Annotated in this window: 15 protein-coding genes; 12 read left to right on the top strand and 3 right to left on the bottom strand. The window is 63.0% G+C overall.

The genetic code is table 11. The annotated features are described in order from the left end of the window. Window positions 1-389 precede the first annotated feature (389 nt). On the top strand, window positions 390-1,229 hold the full coding sequence (locus CKO42_RS12335) for an ATP-binding protein (RefSeq protein WP_200244314.1): 840 nt from the start codon (window positions 390-392) through the stop codon (window positions 1,227-1,229). Here CKO42_RS12335 and CKO42_RS12340 read toward each other — a convergent pair. Beyond that, window positions 1,217-1,798 carry a Uma2 family endonuclease gene (locus CKO42_RS12340; RefSeq protein ID WP_200244316.1) on the bottom strand — a complete coding sequence of 194 codons (582 nt, stop codon included), beginning with the start codon at window positions 1,796-1,798 and terminating at the stop codon, window positions 1,217-1,219. The genes CKO42_RS12335 and CKO42_RS12340 overlap by 13 nt on opposite strands. Before the next feature lie 146 nt (window positions 1,799-1,944). Between CKO42_RS12340 and CKO42_RS12350 the strand changes: the two genes are divergently transcribed. Both CKO42_RS12350 and lon read left to right on the top strand, forming a co-directional pair. Then, window positions 1,945-3,009 (top strand): ribosomal RNA small subunit methyltransferase A, encoded by a 1,065-nt coding sequence (locus CKO42_RS12350; RefSeq protein ID WP_274608909.1) that lies wholly within the window; start codon window positions 1,945-1,947, stop codon window positions 3,007-3,009. Between the two features lie 48 nt (window positions 3,010-3,057). Next, window positions 3,058-5,544, top strand: coding sequence for an endopeptidase La (gene lon / locus CKO42_RS12355; protein ID WP_200244318.1), 2,487 nt, complete (start codon window positions 3,058-3,060; stop codon window positions 5,542-5,544). 1 nt (window position 5,545) lies between these two features. Here lon and CKO42_RS12360 read toward each other — a convergent pair whose 3' ends face one another. Next, window positions 5,546-6,250 carry an HAD hydrolase-like protein gene (locus CKO42_RS12360; RefSeq protein WP_200244321.1) on the bottom strand — a complete coding sequence of 235 codons (705 nt, stop codon included), beginning with the start codon at window positions 6,248-6,250 and terminating at the stop codon, window positions 5,546-5,548. A 45-nt stretch (window positions 6,251-6,295) separates the two neighbouring features. Between CKO42_RS12360 and CKO42_RS12365 the strand changes: the two genes are divergently transcribed. From CKO42_RS12365 to CKO42_RS12390, 6 genes are all read left to right on the top strand, one after another. After that, complete coding sequence (locus CKO42_RS12365) at window positions 6,296-7,045, top strand: TSUP family transporter (protein WP_200244330.1); 750 nt, start codon at window positions 6,296-6,298, stop codon at window positions 7,043-7,045. Window positions 7,046-7,363: 318 nt separating this feature from the next. Next, on the top strand, window positions 7,364-8,770 hold the full coding sequence (locus tag CKO42_RS12370) for an alginate export family protein (protein ID WP_200244333.1): 1,407 nt from the start codon (window positions 7,364-7,366) through the stop codon (window positions 8,768-8,770). 8 nt (window positions 8,771-8,778) lie between these two features. Beyond that, entirely contained in the window at window positions 8,779-10,611 is a 1,833-nt protein-coding gene (locus tag CKO42_RS12375; protein WP_242479344.1) for a thiamine pyrophosphate-dependent enzyme, read from the top strand. Window positions 10,612-10,719: 108 nt separating this feature from the next. Further along, window positions 10,720-11,259, top strand: coding sequence for a 2-oxoacid:acceptor oxidoreductase family protein (locus CKO42_RS12380; RefSeq protein WP_200244335.1), 540 nt, complete (start codon window positions 10,720-10,722; stop codon window positions 11,257-11,259). Between the two features lie 215 nt (window positions 11,260-11,474). Beyond that, the gene (locus CKO42_RS12385) at window positions 11,475-12,809 is read left to right on the top strand and encodes a phenylacetate--CoA ligase family protein (protein WP_200244337.1); all 1,335 of its coding nucleotides are present in this window, start codon (window positions 11,475-11,477) and stop codon (window positions 12,807-12,809) included. A 185-nt stretch (window positions 12,810-12,994) separates the two neighbouring features. After that, window positions 12,995-13,432, top strand: coding sequence for an ACT domain-containing protein (locus tag CKO42_RS12390; RefSeq protein WP_200244338.1), 438 nt, complete (start codon window positions 12,995-12,997; stop codon window positions 13,430-13,432). A 92-nt stretch (window positions 13,433-13,524) separates the two neighbouring features. Here the strand turns inward: CKO42_RS12390 and CKO42_RS12395 are convergent, their stop codons facing one another. Continuing rightward, window positions 13,525-16,857: a DEAD/DEAH box helicase gene (locus CKO42_RS12395; RefSeq protein WP_200244341.1), complete on the bottom strand. Its 3,333-nt coding sequence runs from the start codon at window positions 16,855-16,857 to the stop codon at window positions 13,525-13,527. Between the two features lie 353 nt (window positions 16,858-17,210). Here CKO42_RS12395 and mutS point away from each other — a divergent pair, with 353 nt between their 5' ends. The 3 genes from mutS (at window position 17,211) to CKO42_RS12410 (ending at window position 21,485) form a co-directional block, all read left to right on the top strand. After that, window positions 17,211-20,078, top strand: coding sequence for a DNA mismatch repair protein MutS (gene mutS / locus CKO42_RS12400; RefSeq protein ID WP_242479345.1), 2,868 nt, complete (start codon window positions 17,211-17,213; stop codon window positions 20,076-20,078). Beyond that, window positions 20,075-20,992 (top strand): hypothetical protein, encoded by a 918-nt coding sequence (locus CKO42_RS12405; protein ID WP_200244344.1) that lies wholly within the window; start codon window positions 20,075-20,077, stop codon window positions 20,990-20,992. The genes mutS and CKO42_RS12405 overlap by 4 nt, the downstream gene beginning before the upstream one ends. A 148-nt stretch (window positions 20,993-21,140) precedes the next feature. Then, window positions 21,141-21,485: a phenylpyruvate tautomerase MIF-related protein gene (locus tag CKO42_RS12410; RefSeq protein ID WP_200244346.1), complete on the top strand. Its 345-nt coding sequence runs from the start codon at window positions 21,141-21,143 to the stop codon at window positions 21,483-21,485. The last annotated feature ends 46 nt before the right edge of the window (window positions 21,486-21,531 follow it).

The raw sequence follows: 21,531 nt of genomic DNA on the forward strand, positions 1-21,531 counted from the left end.
GCGCGGATTCCATCAGGGCGCGAGGAGCGATCACGCCACCTCATCACGACGCCGGATATATGGCCGCAACGTTTCCTTCTGCTGAACAGTCAAGTGGCTCTTGCATCGCGGGGCGGACCATATATGTGGGTCGCTCCAGTTCCGATCCGTTCTGTGATCCTCTTCACAATCTCTGCGCATGATCCCAGCGATCTCTGCGCATGATCCCAAATCATCTCTATCGCGACGAGTATCCGGTATCCAGATAACAGAATATCGGTTATGCGCATAATGTATATTATGTAAAGTCAAAGTCATAACGATGATAGCCATGTGCTAACCTCGCTTCCTACCGGTACCAACTTGGGTACGCTATCACCCACCCTTATCACCCCCCTGGAACTGCGTCCATGCTCAGGCAGGAACTGGAAGAACTGATTGCTAACGGCGAAAGCTCTGGGCCGGTGGCTGGCACAAGCATCGACAGCCTGGATCTGGATCGGCTGGATTTCTATCTGCGCCACATCATCCAGGACCCGGATATGCCCTGCGATGGCGCTGAGTGGCAGCAACGACTGCTCGGTCTGGGGCTGATGGCTGAGGACGGACTTGGTCACCAGACGGCTTCCATTGCGGGTATCCTCGGCTTCGGCGTTCAACCCCGCCGCGCGTTGCGCCAAGCGGGCCTGCGGATCATGGTCTTTGATAGCCGCGAAAAGACCTACGCAACGAAACTGGACAGCGTTCTCGATGGTCCTTTCGTGGCTCGACGCAAACGCTCCGCGAGTGGTTCGGCTCAGCATGTGGACGATGGGCTGATCGAGAAGCTCGCGTCCACGTTGCGCCCGTTCATCAGCCGCGATGCGGCCGAGATCGATGAGAGCATGCGTCGACAGACCCACTGGGATTACCCTTGGGAAGCGGTGCGCGAGGTCGTGATCAATGCCCTCGCCCATCGTGACTGGACCCGCTCGGTCGATATCGAGATCAGCTGCTACTCAGACCGCCTCGAGGTCATCAGCCCTGGACGGCTACAGAATGCGATGACCATCGCCAAGATGATCGCCGGGCAGCGGTCACCGCGGAATCCGATCCTGATGGATCTCTTGCGCGATTATGGCTACGTAGAGGCTCGTGGTATGGGCGTGCGCACCAAGGTGATCCCCGCTATGCGCGCCCATAACGGGACTGAGCCAGCATTTGAGCTCAACGAAGATGCTCTGAAGGTGACCCTGTATCAGGCGCCTTGAAGCTTAACCCGGTCATAGATCTCCCGCATCAATAGTCGGCAATCCAATGCGTCCAGCGGAATCTCCGCTTCCGGGTTGGTATAGGCATCGAGTATCCAGCGATCGTCTGGCTGGCGGGTGAACACATCCACGGAAACCTGGTCCTGGTTGATGAGCAGGACGTGACGCAGGCTTGGGAGCTGTCGATAGTGCGCGAATTTGCTGCCGCGATCATAGGCCTCGGTCGACGGTGACAGCACCTCGGCGATCAGCGCCGGATTGGTGAGGACATCGCGCCGTTCGTCATGGAAGACCGGCTCGCCGCACAGCACGCTGACGTCCGGATAGGCGCAGACATCGGCGGCTTCGATGCGGATGCGCATGTCGCTGGTCAGCACTGTACAAGGGCCGGACTTGAGCTGTTGGCGCAGTTCTCCAGAGAGATTGGCGGCAATCAGACTGTGCTCAAAGCTCCCGCCGCTCATGGCGAAGACTTCGCCAGCAACGTACTCATGTTTGACATCCAGCGCTTCACGCTCAAATGCCAGATAGTCCTCGAAACGATACGCGGGTACAGGTTGTGTCAGCATGATGGGGTTCCTCGGCTTGACGAGAATCGTTGCGCTCAGTGTTTAGGCAGCCCAGTGCTTTATAGTCGACAAGTCTAGTCACCGCACTAGACCCCGACAAGAATCAGCGTTCTTCATCATGTCTCCACAACAGGCCCTGCACACCCTTGAGCGGTCAGCATCCCCACCAAGCCCGTAAGCGTTTCGGCCAGAACTTTCTCCATGACCCCGGGGTAATTCAGCGCATCCTCGACGCCGTCAACCCACAGCCATATCAGCATTTGGTCGAGATCGGTCCAGGCCAGGGCGCGATCACGGCGGGTTTTCTGGAGATGGCCGGTGCGCTCGATCTGATCGAACTGGACCGAGATCTGATTGCGCCGTTGGCGCAACGTTTCGGTGGACGGGTGATCGCTGGACGCCCGGCGGTAGAGCGCAGCAACCGCTCTAGGCAGCCAGACGCTCAGTCAGAAGCTAAGCCAGACGCTATGCCAGACGCTATGCCAGACCCTGAGCCAGACGCTAGCGGCATCGCGCCCGAGCCATCCAGGCTGCGGATCTACAACGCGGATGCGTTGAGCTTCGATCTGTGTGCGCTGCTGAGATCAGGCCCAAGCGGACTGCAATCAACAGCATCGTTGCTGGCCACCTCGACGCCGACTGTTCAAATGCCGATGGACTCAATGGCAGGCGCCAACGTCGAAAGGCCCTATCCGCCAACCGAACACCGGCTGCGCCTCATCGGCAACCTTCCCTACAACATCTCCACGCCGCTGCTGTTCCGCTTCCTCGATCAAGCCGACTGCGTCGAGGACATGCACCTGATGCTGCAGAAGGAGGTGGTCGACCGCATGACCGCCGAGCCGGGCACCAAGGTCTACGGCCGGCTCTCGGTCATGGTGCAGACCTTCTGCTCGGCGCAACGGTTGTTTCTGGTCTCCGCTGGCGCCTTTCATCCGGCGCCAAAGGTCAGCTCAGCAGTCACTCGGCTGCGCCCACATCGCCCGCTGCCCTACCCGCTCGCCAATCCGCCCTGGCATGCGCGCATCGTCGCAGCCGCCTTTGCACAGCGTCGCAAGACCTTGCGCAATAGCCTCTCCGGGCTGGTCACACCGGAGCAGATGATCGCGCAGGGGATTGATCCCCAAGCCCGCGCGGAAACCCTCTCCGTCGCCAACTTTGCCGCGCTCGCCAACGCGACCAGCGCTTGCATTGAGACGAAAATACCCTGAGATTGAAAGGCGTTTTGGATTAAGCCGATGACTTACGAGGGGTAGCTGATGAACGACGAGGTTGCAGACACCGAGCAGCAAAAAGACGAGGATGTCGGGAAGGAAGATTTGGAGCTAGATCAGGAGAACGTCGAGCAAGATGATGTCTCCAATGAGGACTTCGATAGCGAAGATTTCGACAAGGAGAAGGGCGAGCTGGCCCGTGCTCGTGACGTGCTGCCGTCGATGATCCATCTGCTGCCGGTGGCCTCGCGCCCGTTCTTCCCCGGCCAGGCCGTGCCGCTGCTGATGGATTCGGAGTATTGGCTGCAGACCATGAAGGCGGTCGGCGAGACCGAGCATAAGATCCTGGGCGTGGTGCTGGTCGGCAGCAACACCTCCGAGGAGGCCCGCAGCGCCGACTTCAAGCCGGTCGGCACCGCCTGTCGCGTGCATCGGGTGCATTCAGAAGAAGGCAAGCTGCAAGTGCTGGTCGAATGCCTGCAGCGCTTCCGCATCGAGCGCTTCGTCAGCCGTAAACGCCCGTTCTCAGCGCGGGTCGACTACATGCCGGAGCCGGTGCCAGAGCCTGAGGACCAGATCAAGGCCTATGCGATGGCCGTGATCAACACCATCAAGGAGCTGCTGCCGCTCAATCCGCTCTATGTCGAAGAACTGCGGATGTTCCTCGATCGCTTTGGCCCCGATGATCCGTCCCACCTCGCCGACTTCGCGGCCAGCCTGACTACCTCAACCAAGGTGCAGCTGCAAGAGGTGCTCGAGGCCGTGCCGCTGATGAAGCGCATGGAGAAGGTGCTGGTGCTGCTCAACAACGAGCTCGAGCTGGCCAAGGCGCAGCACTCGATCCGCCAGTCGGTCGAGGAGCGGATGCAGAAGCAGCAGCGCGAGTTCTTCCTCAAGGAGCAGCTCAAGGTCATCCAGAAGGAGCTCGGCATTGCCAAGGACGACCGCACCGCCGAGACGGATAAATTCAAAGACCGCCTGAAGAAGCTGACCCTGACCGAGGAGTCACAAAAGCGCGTCGACGAAGAGATGGACAAGCTGGCGATGCTCGAGACCGGCTCGCCCGAATACTCGGTGACGCGCAATTATCTGGACTGGATCACGCTGCTACCCTGGGGCCTGCACTCCAAGGACAAGCTCGACCTGAAACGCGCCCGGCGCGTGCTCGACCGCGATCACTACGGCCTCGACGACGTCAAGAACCGCATCCTCGAGTTCCTCGCGGTCGGCATCCACAAGAGCGAGATCGCCGGCTCGATCATCCTGCTGGTCGGACCGCCTGGCGTCGGCAAGACCTCGATCGGCCGCTCGATCGCCGATGCGCTCGGCCGCCGCTTCTACCGCTTCTCGGTCGGCGGCATCCGCGACGAGGCCGAGATCAAGGGCCACCGGCGCACCTACATCGGCGCCATGCCGGGCAAGTTCCTGCAGGCGATCAAGGACGCCGGTACCGCCAATCCGGTGATCATGCTCGATGAGATCGACAAGATCGGCGCCAGCTACCACGGCGACCCGGCCTCCTCGCTACTCGAGGTGCTCGACCCGGAGCAGAACGTCGACTTTCTCGATCATTATCTGGATCTGCGTTTTGATCTCTCGAAGGTGCTCTTCGTCTGCACCGCGAACCAGACCGACAGCATCCCCGGCCCGCTGCTCGACCGCATGGAGGTGATCCAGCTCTCCGGCTATATCGCCGAGGAGAAGCTGGCGATCGCCAAGAAATACCTGCTCCCGCGGCAGATCGACCGCGCTGGACTGCCTAAGGACACGGTCAAGCTCAAGACCAAGGCACTGCGCAGCTTGATCGAAGGCTATGCGCGTGATGCCGGCGTGCGGCGGCTCGAGAAGCAGCTCGGCAAGATCGTGCGCAAGGTCGCGGTGAAGATGCTCGAGGGCGCCGAGACGCCGCTCGAGGTCGATTCGGAGACGCTGAAGGATTATCTCGGCAGCCCAGTGTTTCGCGATGAGCGCAAGCTCTCCGGCCCTGGGGTGGTCACTGGCCTGGCCTGGACTGCGATGGGCGGCGCGACGCTATCGATCGAGGCGGTGCGCACGCACGAGTTTGCCCGCGGCTTCAAGCTCACCGGCCAGCTCGGTGATGTGATGAAGGAGTCGGCCGATATCGCTTATGGCTACATCGTCAGCCATGCGCGCGAGTTCGGCACCGACCCCAGCTTCTTCGAAAAGGCCTTCATCCATCTGCATGTCCCCGCCGGCGCGACACCGAAGGATGGCCCCTCAGCCGGCATCACCATGGCCTCCGCCCTGCTCTCTTTGGCGCGCAACAAGCCCGTGCGCCGAATCGCGATGACCGGCGAGCTGACGCTGACCGGCGAGGTGTTCCCGATTGGCGGTGTGCGCGAGAAGCTGATCGCTGCGCGTCGGGCTGGCTTCAAGGAGATCCTGTTGCCGGAGGATAATCGGGGTGAGTTCGACGAGGTGCCCGAGCATGTCAAGAAGGGCTTCAAGGTGCACTTCGTCAGCCGTTTCGAGGATGTGGCGGCGCTGTTGTTCGCGGCCAAGGCGAGCTAGGTCAGCCAGACTCCATCGTTGGGCACAAGAGCTGATCAGCAATCTCGGCGATCTGTTGGAACAGCTGATCCGGGGCCTTGGCGCGCAAGGCTGATTCGCTGTTGTAGCCCCAGGTTACCGCGCCGGCTTTGGCGCCGGCGCGGCGCGCAGCCTCGATATCCCGCACTTCATCACCAATATAGATTAGGGCTGCGGTGGGCAGTCTGAGGCGACGACTCAGTCGTTTGAGGCGCTGTTGTTTGCCATTGAGGGCGGCCCCGCATTCGAAGGCCTCGATGCCCGCGTAGAGCGAGGGGCCAAGCACGGTGCGAATATTCCTGGCCGTGTTCGAGCTCATGATCGCGACTCGAAGATCGCTGACGGCAAGCCGGTTGAGCAGTGGCTCAATCCCCTCGAAGAGCGTGATTTGGTCGATATCTCGTGCCATCCTGCGACGCAGGTCGCGTGCGATCCAAGGGAGCTTCCAGCGTGGCACGCGAAGCTCGCGAAAGATGGCGTCTGCGCTGAGGTGGCGGAGCCTCGACGCGTCCTCGGCCGCAACTTGACGGAAGCCCCAATCGCGGCCTACCGCATTGAGCTCGGCGGCAAACCAGGGGAAGCTGTCGGCTAGGGTGCCGTCGAAATCGAAGACGACTGCCTCGGTTTGGGTCGGTGCTGGGTGTACAGGCGTTTGGCTTCCTTGTCGGAAACGCTGCGCTTGTTCCACCCTACTTCTGCTAGTACTTATTGCACCGTTATTCAGGCTCATCCGATGGAATTCCTCGAGATCGCTCCGCTGATGTTTGTGCTCGCGCTCTTCGCGGGGTTGATCGATGCCATCGCCGGTGGCGGTGGCTTGATCACCGTGCCTGCGCTGCTTTGGGCTGGGCTGCCGCCAGTGGCGGCGCTGGCGACCAACAAGGCGCAGGCGGTTTGGGGCTCATTAGCGGCGACTGCGCATTTCGTGCACCAAGGCACCATCGATCTGCGCCGCACATCCTTCCTCGTGCTCTGCACCTTCATCGGTTCAGCCCTCGGTGCACTCTTGGTGCAGTATCTCGGTTCGGAACTACTCGCGCGACTGGTGCCGCTGCTGTTGATCGCCTTCGCGCTCTACTTTCTGTTTTCACCAAGGATCTCGGACCTGGATTCGCAGCAGCGCATCGGCCTGCCGGCGTTTGCGCTGACGGTCGGGTTCGGGGTTGGTTTTTATGATGGCTTCTTTGGGCCTGGCACGGGCACCTTCTTTGCGATGGGCTTCGTCGCCCTCCTCGGCTTTGGCATGCGCCGCGCGACCGCGCATGCCAAGCTACTCAACTTCACCAGCAATCTCGCGGCGCTCTTGTTCTTCGTGCTCGGCGGGCACGTGGTCTGGTCGCTGGCGCTGATCATGGCCGGTGGGCAGCTTGCTGGCGGCTGGCTGGGCGCCCATCTGGTGCTTCGACACGGGACAGGATTGGTAAGACCGGTGTTGGTCGTTGCCTCACTCGCGATCTCGGTCAAGCTGCTGGTCATGCCATGACGATGCCGCGCCCTATAGCTCACATCACGAAGAAACTCCTGAGCAAGACCCTTCAAACCTGCTGGTTCACTGGTGCTCGCTCGCTGGAGCTCGCATGTCGACCCCTGGATGCAAAGGGGTGCCAGAGAACCCACGCGTGACCTTTGTTGTCATCGCGACCAACGCGGAGCACCTGCTAAAGATGGTGCAGCTGGCACAGGCCCTGATCTGTGTCAAAAAGGCATCATCTCAGTCGGGATTTTCGCCGACCAGGTCAATGTTGCCGGTGGTCTCTCAGTGTACCCTCGCGGCCTTTCCTTCAACCTGTGCCCTTGGCCGATGAAACGCAGCTTGATAGTGCTCGGCGCGAGTCTCTTTTTGCTCGCCTTAGGTGTCAGCGCCCATACAGAGGCTAGCGGTGGCTCCAAACCCGAGTCTAATCCGAGCGCCGCCGCCTTTGCTTGGGGCGGCGATCTACGCATGCGCCAGGTCTTCATCAACAATGTCGGCCTCAACGACCAGTCGCCAATCGCCGATCGCACCTTTCAACGCTATCGCGGCCGGCTCTGGAGCCGGTATTCGCCGACCGAACAGCTCAGCGCCGAGGCGCGGCTGATGTGGGAAGGGCGCCATTACCACAAGCCCAACGCCGATCAATGGCCGATTCCTGGCTTTGAAACCTGGTACTCAGGCGGACTCCTGTTTGACCAGCTCGCCTTGAGTCTAGACCAGCCCGCAGGTCTTCCTCTCAGTTTTAAGGTCGGCCGTCAGGATCTGATCCTTGGCCACGGCTGGCTGGTGCTCGAGGGCACGCCTTTAGACGGCTCGCGGACGATCTATTTCGATGCCGCCCGAGCGACCCTGGATCTGGCCGAGATCGAGACCCGGGTCGACCTGATCTACCTCGATCAGGAGGCGACCACCGGACGCTTCCCGCGACCACTGAATGGGGTCATCGAGGATCAGATCGAGCAGTACGAGACTGGCGCCATCCTCTATGCGCGTAACCGCTCCTTGTTCCCCGAGACCGATCTCGACGGCTATTTCATCTACAAGCAGGATCGGCCGGACTTCACGCCCGGCAACATCCGCGTCAACAACGGCGCGCCGTTTCCATCCCCGAGCGATCGCGGCGACATCTACACCGTCGGGCTGCGTGCCGAGGGCGATCTCAGCCCAGCCTGGGGCCTGCGCGCTGAAGGCGCCTATCAATGGGGCCAGCTCAATGGGAGCGATCTGACGGCAGTCGGCTTCAATGGCCGCCTCCTCTACCGACTGCAGGACGCGCATGACAGCCGCTTCCATGCCGACCTGGAATATCTCTCTGGCGATGATCCCGGCGACAGCGCCGATCAGGCCTTCGATCCACTCTGGGGCCGCTGGCCGCAATGGAGCGAGCTGATGATCTATCAGTGGCCACTCGACAGCCGTGTTGCGCAGGCCACCAACCTGCTGCGGCTCAACCTGGGCTGGATGGCGCAGGTGCATCCGACCAGCCTGCTAACCTTCGACTACCACGCCCTGTTCGCGAACGAAGAGAGTACGCTGACGCCGCAGCAGGCGGTGAATCTCTCCGGCGACGGTCGCTTTCGCGGCCATCTGTTCACGGTCTGGCTCAAGGCTAAGATTAGCGATCATATCTCTGGGCATCTGGTTGCCGAATACCTGGCGCCCGGCGACTTCTATGCCGAGCACCGCCGGGACGATTCCTACTTTCTGCGCGCCGAACTGGTGCTGCATTGGTGAAAAGAGCGATGACTGAAGAACGCCTCCTGTTAAGCGGTGACGATGCCGTCGCCCTCGCTGCCCTGCACGCCGGAGTCCGGCTCGGCACCGGCTATCCGGGCACGCCCTCGACCGAGATCCTTGAGACCTTTGATCGCCTTGGCGGCCATGCCCAGTGGGCACCGAACGAGAAGGTCGCGCTCGAGGTCGGCATTGGCAGCGCCTTCGCTGGCGCTCGCACCCTAGTGACGATGAAGCATGTCGGTCTCAATGTCGCCGCCGATGCGTTGTTCACGGCCACCTATACCGATGTCGACGGCGGTCTGGTCATCATCTCGGCCGATGATCCGGGCATGGCCTCGAGCCAGAACGAGCAGGACAATCGCCACTTCGCCCGCGCTGCCGGCGCACCGATGCTGGAGCCGATCGACTCACAGCAGGCCTATGACTACACCTGGCTCGCGCTCGAGATCGGCGAACGCTGGAAGATCCCCGTCATCCTGCGCCTGACCACCCGGGTCTGCCATGCCAAGACCGTCGTTCGCCCACGTGGCGTCGAGCAGCGGCGCTCGCTGGAGGACACTGAAACCCCGCCGGAGAACGGCAAGACTGAACATCGTTTTCGGCGCGATATCCCGGCGCGCGTCATGATCCCGGCCTTCGCCAAACCCGCGCACCATCGGCTGCGCCAGAAGCTGGCTGAGATCGCCGCCTGGAATGAGGCTGAAGGACCGATGCAGGAGTATGGGAGCGAAGCCCGTGACCAAGGCGGCGATCACCCCCGGGAGCAGGGTGACCGTCCGGGCCCTGTCCCGATTGGCCATCAGGCGGCTGGCGCGATTGGCAACCAGACTGGTCTCGATGCTGGAAAGCAGGCTGAGGCTCAGGCCCGCAAGCAGGCTACCGCAGGAGTCCTAGAACCTCCCAAGCTCGGCATCATCGCCACCGGCGTTGCCGCCATGCACGCACGGGAGGCGGCGCCCGATGCCCGTCAACTGACCTTCGGCCTCACCTATCCACTGCCACTGAAGCGGATTCGGACCTTCGCCGCCCAGGTCGAGCGGCTGCTGGTGATCGAGGAAGGTGATCCAGTGTTGGTCGACGATCTCAACGCCGCCGGCATCAAGGCCGAGGGCAAGCCGATGCGCTACCGCTTCGGCGAGCTGAATGTCGAGCGCGTGCGCAGCATCATCGCCGGCGACGACAGCCCCGAGCCTGAGCCCACCAAGGGCAAGCCGCCGGAGCTCTGTCAGGGCTGCTCGCATCGGACGGTGTTCGAGGCGCTGCGTGATCTCAACTGCATCGTCGCTGGCGACATCGGCTGCTACACCCTCGGCGTGCTGCCGCCGTTCTCGGCCATGGATACCTGCGTTTGCATGGGCGCAAGCATCGGCGTTGGTCTCGGCATGCGCCATGTGTTGCCCGAGGCCGAGGCGCGCCGGGTGGTCAGCGTGATTGGCGATTCGACCTTCGTCCATTCCGGGCTCACCGGTCTCGCCGAGATGGTCTACAACCCGCCGCCAACCGGCCATCTGGTGCTCATCCTCGACAATGGCACCACCGCGATGACCGGTCAGCAGGAGCACCCCGGCACTGGGCGCTCGCTCGACCACAGCCCAACTCATCAGCTCGACTTCGCCGGCATCGGGCAGGCGATGGGCGTGCAATCGGTTGTGCTGGTCGACGGCAGCGACAAGAGCGTCTCGCTTGAGGAGCGCATCGCTACACAGCTCGCCAGCAATGAGACGGCGCTGTTCATCGTGCGCCAGCCCTGTGTGCTGGCAGCGCCGAAGATCCGGCTCTACGAGAAGGCGGCGGCTGGCGAGCGTGAGCGCCAATGCGCCGCACTGCCAGAAATCTAGTACTAACGCTTATGGCGTAGCGCCACCCCGGACAAGGAATCGCGTGAGATTCACGTTAACAACCGACCGCAACGGCGGTCCTCGAATCAGGCATCAAACAGAGCATCGATGATCACCAACATCGTCATCGCAGGCCTCGGCGGCCAAGGCGTCGTCAAGGCCTCTGACATCCTCGCCGATGCCGCGCTTGCGGCTGGCTTCGACGTCAAAAAGAGCGAGTTGCACGGTATGAGCCAGCGCGGCGGCTCGGTCACCAGCGACGTGCGCTATGGCCACCCCGAGCACAGCCCGGTGTTAAGCCCGATGGTGCCACCCGGCGAAGCCCACGTGCTGCTGGTGCTCGAGCCAACCCAGGTCGAGGTCGCCCGGCCGCTGCTGCATCCCGGCGGCCTGTTGATCGGCCCGGAGCTGATCGAGCCGGGTGCGTTGAAGAACAAGAAGAGCTTCAACGTCGCCATGCTCGGTGCCCTCTCGACCGCACTCGAGATCGGCGAGCTGTACTGGCAGCAGGCGATCCAGGCCAACCTGGCCGAGAAGCTACATGCGCTCAACGCTCAGGCCTTCGCGCTCGGTCGCACGCGTGGCCCCAGCAGGCAGGCAGACGTGCTTGATAACGCCATTCCAAGCGAGCGTCATCCTGAGCCCTGAGCCCTGAGCCCTGAGCCCTAGATCGAGACTGCACCACGAAGAAGCTGTTTGGAAGCCCTGCATTCGATTGTCCTGGGAGCTCGTCAAGAACGGCGTTCAAGCATCTCTATTGAGGACTCAAACAGCCTCTCATCAGGCATGGCAACATGCAAACATGATAATCATGATGGCATCGATCACCGATGCTCGGTACGACGAAACTTAGAGGCTTTTCCATGCTGAAAGAGCTCTGGAACGATGCCGCCGGTGGCTTCCACCCTGCCAGCGCCCCTGATTTCCTGCCAGAAGCTGCGCTCAAGGAGGTCCAGCTACGGCGTCTACGCGCCGTGGTCGAACGCGCCTACGACAACGTCGCCCTGTTCCACGATCGCCTACGCGAGCGCGATCTGACCCCCGCCGCGATCCAGTCGCTCGAAGACATCCGTCATCTACCCTTCACGGTCAAGGCCGACCTGCGCGATACCTATCCGTTCGGTCTCTTCGCCAGCCCGATGAGCGAGGTGGTGCGGCTGCATGCCTCCAGCGGCACCACCGGCAAGCCGATCGTCGTCGCCTATACGCGCGAGGATATCGAGGTCTGGTCCGAGGTCATGGCGCGCACCCTCGCCTGCTGCAGCCTGCACCGCGGCGACATCGTCCAGAACGCCTTTGGTTATGGCCTGTTCACCGGCGGCCTTGGTGCCCACTATGGCGCCGAGGCCTTAGGCGCCACGGTGATCCCAATCTCAGGCGGCAATACCGAGCGCCAGATCATGGTGATCCGCGACTTCGGCGTCTCGGCCCTCTTCTCGACCCCGAGCTACTTCACCCATCTGGTCGAGCGTGCCAGCGAGCTTGGCATCGACCTGCGCGAGCTGCCGCTGCGGGTTGGTGTGTTCGGCGCCGAGCCCTGGAGCGATGGCATGCGCAGCCACATCGAGGCCGCTGCTGGCATCAGTGCCTTCGACATCTACGGCCTCTCCGAGATCATCGGCCCCGGTGTCGCCAGTGAATGCCCTGAGCATCATGGTCTGCATGTGTTCGAGGACCACTTCTACCCCGAGATCATCGATCCCGAGACGGGCGAGCCACTGCCAGACGGCGAGGAAGGCGAGCTGGTGCTGACCACGCTCAGCAAGCGCGCGATGCCGATGATCCGCTACCGTACCCGCGACATCACCGCGATCATCCCCGAGCGCTGCGGCTGTGGGCGCAGCCTGCGCCGCATTCAGCGCATCGGCCGGCGCTCTGACGACATGATCATCATCCGTGGCGTCAACATCTTCCCGTCTCAGGTCGAGGCCGCGCTGCTGGCGGTGGAAGGCACCCTACCGCATTACCGCATCATCCTCAGCCGCGAGCAGGGACTCGATCAGATGACGGTCGAGGTCGAGGTCACGCCCGAGGTGTTGAGCGATCAGGTGCGCGTCATCGAAGACATGCGCGAGCGCATCGCTCAGGCCATCGAGCGCATCCTTGGGATTCGCGTCGGTCTGCGGCTGGTCGAGCCGCATAGCATCGAGCGCAGCCAGGGCAAGGCCAAACGCGTGATCGATCAGCGTGGCGACTAAGGCCCTTTCTGCTCAACCTCATACCCGCTTCTTACAGATCAGAACCACAGATGAACACCGATAAACACCGATGAAGCGGGATAAAAGAGCGCAGCAAGAATCTGTGCTCATCTGTAGCTCGTCTTGAAAAATACGCCTGGAGCCAGCGCAGCGACTCCACCAAAGCAGCTAACCGCCTGTTCATCATGAAACTTAACCAGCTCTCCCTGTTCCTTGAGAACCGCCCCGGCCGGCTGATCGAGCCGACCCGGCTGCTTGCCGCCGAGGGCATCAACGTCATGACACTCTGCCTAGCCGACACCGCCGAGTTCGGCATCCTACGGCTAATCGTGCAGAACCCTACCCGCGCCGCCGAGGTGCTCAACGCGGCCGGTTGGGCGGTCAACCTGACCGAGGTCGTTGCCGTCGAGGTGCCTGATCAGCCCGGCGGCCTGGCCGAGGTGCTCGGCGTGTTCGAGCAGGCTGGACTTAATGTCGAATACGTCTACGCCTTTACCCTGCGCCGCGAAGACCGGGCGATCCTGGTGTTCCGATTCCAGGAGCCGGACCAGGCCATCACGGCACTCCAGGCGAGCGGCCATCAGGTGCTCGATGCCGAGCGGCTCGAAGCGCTGGTTGGCTGAGCATGCGAGCCATGGCACCTTTTCCTTCACAAAGGGGCCAGGCTCAATGGCCCACAAAGGGGCCAGGCTCAATCAGGCTCAATCAACCCCACTCAGTCCGCGTCTAGCGGCGCGAACAGCAACTCCAGATCCTCATGACTCAGCGACTTGGTCGCGCTGCCGCCACCTTCTAGCATGGCATCCGCAAGCGCCTGTTTGCGCGCCTGTAGCTCCGCAACACGCTGCTCGACCGTGCCCTCGGTCAATAATTTGTAGACGAACACCGGCTTGTCTTGGCCGATCCGATGCGCCCGATCGGTCGCCTGTCGCTCGGCAGCGGGATTCCACCAAGGGTCGTAATGGATCACGGTGTCGGCCGCGGTGAGATTCAGGCCGCTGCCGCCAGCCTTGAGGCTGATCAGGAACAGCGGCACCTCCTCGGCCTGGAAGCGATCCACCGGCGTTTGCCGATCGCGGGTCTGTCCGGTCAGCTTGACATAGTCGCGGTCTTTCTTTTTCTTCAAGCGCTTGTCGAGGGCCTCCTCGATCAGACTCAGCATGCTTGTGAACTGCGAGAACAGCAGCACCCGTCGACCCTCTTGCAGCAACTCTTCCAACAGCTCCATCAAGAGGTCCAGCTTCGCCGAGCCCTTCACCCGCCGCGCACTCGCCAGCGAGACCAACCGCGGATCACAGCAGCACTGGCGCAGCTTCAACAACGCATCCAAGATGATGATGCCGCTCTGCGCCAAGCCCTTGCGCTCAATCTCCTTGCGCACCTTCTCATGCAAGGCAAGGCGCAAGGTCTCGTAGAGATCGCGCTGATCGGCGGCCAACGGCACCTCGCGCAGGATCTCGGTCTTTGGCGGTAGCTCGGTGGCGACCTGCTCCTTGGTGCGTCGCATCAGGAAGGGCGCCACGCGACGGCGTAGGCGGTCGGTCCGATCCTGATCGCCATGGCGCTCGATCGGGTTGCGGAACAGGCGCCGGAAAACGCGCTCATCGCCGAGCAGATCCGGCATCAGGAAATCGAGCAGCGACCAGAGCTCGCCGAGATGATTCTCCATCGGCGTGCCGCTCAGACAGAGCCGATGCCGTGCATCCAATGAGCGCACCGCTTGCGCCGCCTTGCTGCGCGGATTCTTGATCGCCTGTGCCTCATCGAGGATCAGCAGATGCCAAGGCTGGGCGCGGAGTACCTCCAGATCGCGCGGCAGCAAGGCATAGGTGGTCAGCACTAGATCCTGCTCGGCAAGAGCGTCGAAGTGCTCTTGGCGTTTCGGCCCTTGCAGGATGACCACCCGCAGCGTCGGCGCGAAGCGCTCGGCCTCTCGCTTCCAGTTGAACATCAGGCTGGTCGGCGCGACCACCAGGCTCGGCCGATCCGCGCGACCCGCCGCCTTTTCGATCAACAGATGGGCCAAGGCCTGCATCGTCTTGCCCAGCCCCATGTCGTCAGCGAGTACGCCGCCGAGCTCGAAATCACGCAGGAATTGCATCCAGCTGACACCCTCCTGCTGATAGGGCCGCAGCTCTGCCTGCAACTCAGTCGGCGGTGCAACCGGCTCGATGCGCTCGAACTCGCGCAGTCGCTGCCCCCAAGCGCGTGCCTGTTCGCCACCGCGCCAGTTGAGATTAGGCGCCTGTTGCTCCAGCTCCGCGAGTTCACCGGCCTGCAAGCGCGACAGCCGCATCCGCCCGTCGGCGTTGAGGCGCGCCATCGGGTCGTAGAGTTCGACCAGGGTCGAGAGGATCGGCTTCAGGCGCTCGGCGGGGAAGAAGACATAGCGCCCATCGTCGAGCCGCAGACTGAAACGGGTCTCGTCCGTCAGCGCCGCGAGCGCCTCGGCCGAGAGATCCACGGCTGGATTTTGAATCAGATTGAGCAGGATCGGCAGCAAGTCCAGGCGCTCGCCGTCGACTTCGACCCCCAGGCTGAGATCGAGCCAGCGCCCGGCATCGCCCTCCTCGATATCCAGATCCCATTCACCGACTCGACCAACTCGAAAGCGGAAGCTCGGATCGACCTCGACCCGCCAGCCCTCGCCTTCGAGCGCAGGCAGATCCCGATCCATGAACGCCAGCCAGGCCTCGACTCGGGGCGGACCGAAGGGCACGCCAACCCGATTCGAGGTCGCGACCTTTTGCTCGAGACCGAGCGTCTCGAGCCGCTTGAGCGCCGCTTGCTCGGCCTGGGGGTGGCGCTCGCACTCGATCATCACCCCGTCCTTGATAGAAGAAACCTGCTCCCCGGCCTCGCGTGGGTCGACCATCGCCCCGGCGTAATCGAGCGTGAGGCGGGCCTCGTCCTCCCACTGCGGCTCTGACGCCCCGGCATAACCCCAGGCGCCATAGCCTGAGCCCCCTGGAACGGCATGACTCGACAGCCGCAGGCAAGGCGTTGGCGCATCGACGCTGACCCGGCGATGCTTGGGCTGTGGTGGTGTTGGCAGATTGAGCCCCTTGAGCCGAGTGCGCGCCTGCTCCTTGAAGAGATCAAGATTCGCAAGCGGGATCGCCGGCGCCCGCACCAGGGCGGTCGCCTCACGTTCACCGAGCGGGGTGTCGATGGGGCCGCACTCGCCTGAGTTCGGGTCAAGGTACCAGGGCGGACAGAGCGGCAAGAGCAACAGCCCCTCGCGCTTGGTCTCGAAATGCAGATGGAGCTGGGAATCATCACCCCAGCGCCAGCTGAGCTCACCCGCGACCGGAGCACCTCGCGTCAGGCGAGGCCCATCCTTGTCCTGCCAGTAACCCCGGCCGGATCGCAGCACGGCTTCTAGCAGTTCGATACCCAAATCGTCGCTGAGCACCGCGGCACCAAACTCGCCACCGCTCGGCTGCGCCACAGCGAGCGCGATGATGCTGCGATCCTCAGACCGAATGAAACGCCCCTTGGATTGGCCGCGCAGATTGAACGCGCTCGGTTTGCCGTAGCCACCACTCTTGAGGGTTCGCACCTTGACTGCGTTCAGCATCACCTTGGCGTGGGAAATGGCTTGCGTCTGCAGTCGCAGTAGATAGAGCAGCCACTGCTGATCGTCCTCTTCAAGCTCCAACTGCCCGGTCTCGTAGAGCCAGCTCGCGAGCGGCGCCGGCAGCGCCTTGCGCGGTGAAACAGGCTGCGGACGGCGCGGGGCCGGCGTCTCTCCATCCGCAGCCATCGCTGTGCCAACGCTCAGCAAGACGGCGGCCACATGCTTGCAGTTCCAGCCTACCGGGCAGGAGCAGTGTCCGCGGATGCTGCTCTTAGACCCTGGGCTATCCTCGATCTGCACCACGACCTGATACACGCGGGCGCCGGACCCGCGCACCCGACCCGAGATCACGCCTTTGTCAGCACGTTGATCGACACTGAGCACATGCCCGTCGCGAAGGTAGCGCCGACCTCGTTCCACATAGGCCGCCGGCAGCACCTGTTTGAGCTGCTGTTCGTCAAAGATCATGGGTGGGTAATGCTTTTAGTCTGCTGAATCGGGATTGTTGAATTGAAGTCGCTGGCTCGAGATCGCTGGCTCGAGATCGCTCGATCAAGATCGCTGACGCGGTCTGTCATCGCGAGTCCTTGCCGTCATCGTGGGTGAGAGACTAACGTGCTCGCCCGCGAGGGCCAAAGAGAAGAGCCCCTGAAGCCACCGCTCGGCTGAGCCATCCGACGCCGCTGCAGTGGCACTCGACCTGCTCGTACAGCGCGATCGAGCCAGGCCAAGCCCATGAGACACCGACGCTAGGAAACCGCAGATTGAGTGATCAGAAAACAACACGAGTCGAGCGATTAGCAGAGCATACGGCTGAGCAGATGGCTGAGCACACGGCTGAGCAGATGGCTCAGCACACGCCAATGATGCAGCAATATTTGCGCATCAAGGCGGAGTTCCCGGACATGCTGCTGTTCTATCGCATGGGTGATTTCTACGAACTGTTCTTCGCGGACGCCCAGCGCGCCGCGCGGCTGCTCGAGATCACCCTGACCAAACGCGGCCAGTCGGCCGGGCAGCCAATTCCGATGGCCGGCATACCTTACCATGCCGCCGAGGGCTATCTCGCGCGTCTGGTGCGAGCGGGCGTGTCGGTTGCGATCTGCGAGCAGAAGGGCGACCCCGCCAAGTCCAAGGGGCCGGTCGAGCGTGAGGTGGTGCGCATCGTGACGCCCGGCACCCTGACCGATGAGGCGTTGCTCGAGGAGCGGCAAGAGAGTCTGATCTGCGCCCTCGCTGAGCCTGAAGGCAAGTCCGGCGCGGCGGCTCAGTCGGACGCCAGGTCAGCTGCAGACGCGGGCGGGCGCGTTGGGCTTGCGGTGCTGGAGTTGGCCAGCGGGCGTTTCTCGGTCCTCGAGATCGATGGCCAGGAGGCACTCGCGGCAGAGCTTGAACGGCTTCGGCCGGCCGAGCTGCTGCTCAGCGAGAGCAGCCGGCTACCGGAGCAGCTCGGCGAGCGCCTAGCGTCTGGCCTAGCAGCCGGCATCACGCGCCGCGCGCCCTGGCAGTTCGATGCCGACAGCGCCGAGCGTCTGCTCTGCGAGCAATTCGGCACCCAGGACCTGAGCGGGTTCGGCTGCGCCGGCTTGCGGCTGGCGATCGGCGCGGCGGGCTGTCTGCTGCAATATGTGAAGGAGACCCAGCGCGTCGCCCTGCCCCATCTCCGGGGCCTGCGCACCGAAAGCCGCGACGATGCACTGATCCTGGACGCCGCGACCCGTCGCAACCTGGAGCTCACACGCTCACTCAGCGCAGCCTCCGGCGGCACCCAGGGCAGCGCTGGGAGCGATCAGCACACCTTGGCCGGGATCATGGATCGCACCGCCACAGCCATGGGCGCCCGCCTGCTGCGACGCTGGATCAACCGCCCACTGCGCGATCGCCTGGCGGTCGGCGAGCGTCATCAGGCCATCGAGGCCTTGCTGCTGTCTGGAGCCTTCGAGGCGTTGCGCGAGGAACTGGCAGCGATCGGCGATCTGGAGCGCATCCTCGCGCGGGTCGCGCTGGGCTCCGCGCGTCCACGTGATCTGGCGGCGCTGCGCGAGGCGCTCGCCCGGTTGCCGGCGCTGCATGCGGATCTCGGCATGGCCGAGAGCGCTCGACTCGGACAGCTGGATACCGAGATGGGCGAGCATCCGGAACTGGCCAGCCTGTTGCAGCGCGCCCTGATCGAGCAGCCGCCGATGCTGATCCGTGACGGCGGCGTGATCGCGCGCAGCTATGATCCCGAGCTCGACGAGCTGCGCGATCTGGCCGAGCACGGCGATCAGTTCCTCATCGACCTGGAGCAGCGTGAGCGCGCCCGCACCGGCATCAGCACGCTCAAGGTCGGCTACAACCGGGTGCATGGCTACTACATCGAACTCGGGCGCAGCCATGCCGAGCGCGTGCCCGATGACTATCAGCGCCGCCAGACCTTGAAGGCCAGCGAACGCTATATCACCCCCGAGCTGAAGCGCTTCGAGGAGCAGGTGCTGAGCGCACGCGAGCGCTCGCTGGCGCGCGAGAAGCTTCTCTACGAGGCCCTGATCGAACAACTGCAGGCGAATCTGGCCCCATTGCAGGCAACCGCCGCGGCCATCGCCGAGCTAGACGTCCTCTGCAACCTGGCCGAGCGTGCCGAGCGACTGAACTGGAGCCGGCCGCAGCTCAATGACGCACCCGGGATTCAGATCCAGGATGGCCGCCATCCGGTGGTTGAGCAGGTGCGCGCCGAGCCCTTCGTACCGAATGGGCTCAAGCTCGGCAACGCGCAGCGGATGCTGGTGATCACCGGCCCAAACATGGGCGGCAAGTCGACCTTCATGCGTCAGGTCGCGTTGATCGTAGTGATGGCCTATGCCGGCAGCTTCGTGCCTGCAAAGAGCGCTCAGCTTGGCCCCATCGATCGCATCTTCTCGCGCATTGGCGCCGCCGATGATCTGGCGCGCGGTCGCTCCACCTTCATGGTCGAGATGGAAGAGACCGCCAACATCCTCAATAACGCCACCGCCAACAGCCTGGTGCTGATGGACGAGATCGGCCGCGGCACCAGCACCTTCGACGGCCTCTCACTTGCCTGGGCCTGCGCTGAGGCGATCGCCGACCAGCTGCGCGCCTTCACCCTCTTCGCGACCCACTACTTCGAGCTGACCGCGCTACCGGAGCGCCATGCGAGCGTGCGCAACGTGCATCTAGACGCCGTTGAGCACGGCGAGCGGATCGTCTTTCTGCACAGCCTGCGCGAGGGGCCAGCCAGCCAGAGTTATGGCTTACAGGTCGCGGCGCTGGCCGGCGTGCCGGCGGCGGTGATCGCACGCGCGCGTGAGCATCTCCGCCGGCTCGAGGAGCAATCGGCTGAGCGCGACCAGGGCGCCAGGCAGCTGTCGCTGTTTCCGTCCGAGCCTTCTGCGGGCATGTCCGCGCAAGATCAGCGCACAGCATCTTCCGCCTCAACGCTCGAGGCATCCGGTGCATCCAGGTCAAGATCCGCGTCCAAGTCGAGGTCTGCATCCTCGCCGTCAACGGAGCATGCGCCAACCCCGTCATCAAGTTCGCTGCCAGAGCCGCCCATGATCCGCGAGCCAATGCCCAGCCCGGCCCTGGATGCACTGCGCGAGCTAGACCCCGATGAACTCAGCCCACGTAAGGCCCTTGAGACGCTGTACCGCTTACAGGCGCTGGATCGTGGTTTGGATGATCTGCCATGAACAGCGATGCCTCCCTGATGCGTGAGCTGCGCCGCTTTGACACGGCAGAGGCGCGCTCGTTTCAGCATGTCTTCCGTCACGCAGAAGCAGGGATCGAGCTGCATTGGAATGCCCGTAACCATCGAAAACGGCGTTCCCACCCACTGAAGACGGCCGATGGGGTTTATGCTGCGCGGGCAAGGTATCGCTTGTTTGCCGTTCAGTGGCGATCACTGTCCTGGTGGGTCGCGGCGGTCTTTACCCTCGGCAGCCTGGTTTGGCTGATCAATGGCCTGGTCACCGTTCTGCCGTTTTCCGATGCGCCCGCGATCAAGGCCAATGTGCCGATTTGGACAGCCGTGCTTGGTGGCGGGATCTTCCTGATCGGCGGCTATCTCTCCTGGTCGGAGGTACTGAACGCGCCGCTCTATGTGTCGCTGTTGCAGGATGACGAGGGCCGACACAGCCGCGCCCTGCATGCCGACGATCATCGTTTTCGATGGTTTGGGCTGCAACCGGCCAACTGGGGTTACTGGCTGAATCTGGCGCAGTTGCTGGGCGCGACCATCTTCTTCGTGCCCTGCGTGGTCGGCGCGCTCCTAGCGACGCATCCAGCGATCGATGCCTTCACTTGGTACTGGCTACCGCAGATGATCGGCGCCACCTGGTTCGTGATTGCAGCCTGGATGGCGATGCGCGAGGTGCAGCCCAGCGTGCTAAGACCCGCCTGGGATAGGCTCGGCTGGTGGAGCGGCCTGTTCAACCTGCTGGGTGCCATCGGCTTCTTTCTCTGCGCCTGGTTCGGATTCAAGTCGGATTTCCAGGACCCGATGCTCAGCAATCGCTCGACCTTTATTGGCTCATGCTGCTTCCTGATCGCCAGCTATCTGATGCTGCTCGAGGTCATCAATCCAGAGGGGCCGGAGGGCCGATGAGGATTGGTATCGCCTGGCCTGGCTGGCTATTGGGCTGGACCCTGATCATGGCGCTGGGTTTTATTGCCCTGCGCAACGACCTGCGTTTGCTTCATCCAAGTGATCGGCTATGCTGCCGGCCCAGCAAACCCCTGCAGCGAGGTCTGTCATGCCCACCCTCATCATCAAGACCAACGCCCCTCTTGAGTCGACGGCGTCCGAGTCGCTCCTCAAGCGCGCCTCCGTCCGTGTCGCCGAGTTGCTCGGCAAGCCGGAGCGCTATGTCATGGTGATCATCGAGCCAACCCCCGCCATGTGCTTTGGCGGCGAGACCAGCCCGCTCGCCTTCCTGGAGCTGAAGAGCCTGGGGCTGCCCGAAGATCAGACCCCAGCGCTCTCGGCGGCACTTTGCGAGCTGCTCGACGAGACGCTCGAGATACCCTCCAACCGGGTCTATATCGAATTCGCATCACCGCCACGGCACCTGTTCGGGTTCGACGGCAAGACCTTCTGACCCGCTTTGCCGGCAGTGAATCCGAGCCAACACGGCGCTGTCGGCA

Origin of the sequence: Lamprobacter modestohalophilus (assembly GCF_016583905.1) — a bacterium.
Lineage (GTDB): Bacteria > Pseudomonadota > Gammaproteobacteria > Chromatiales > Chromatiaceae > Lamprobacter > Lamprobacter modestohalophilus.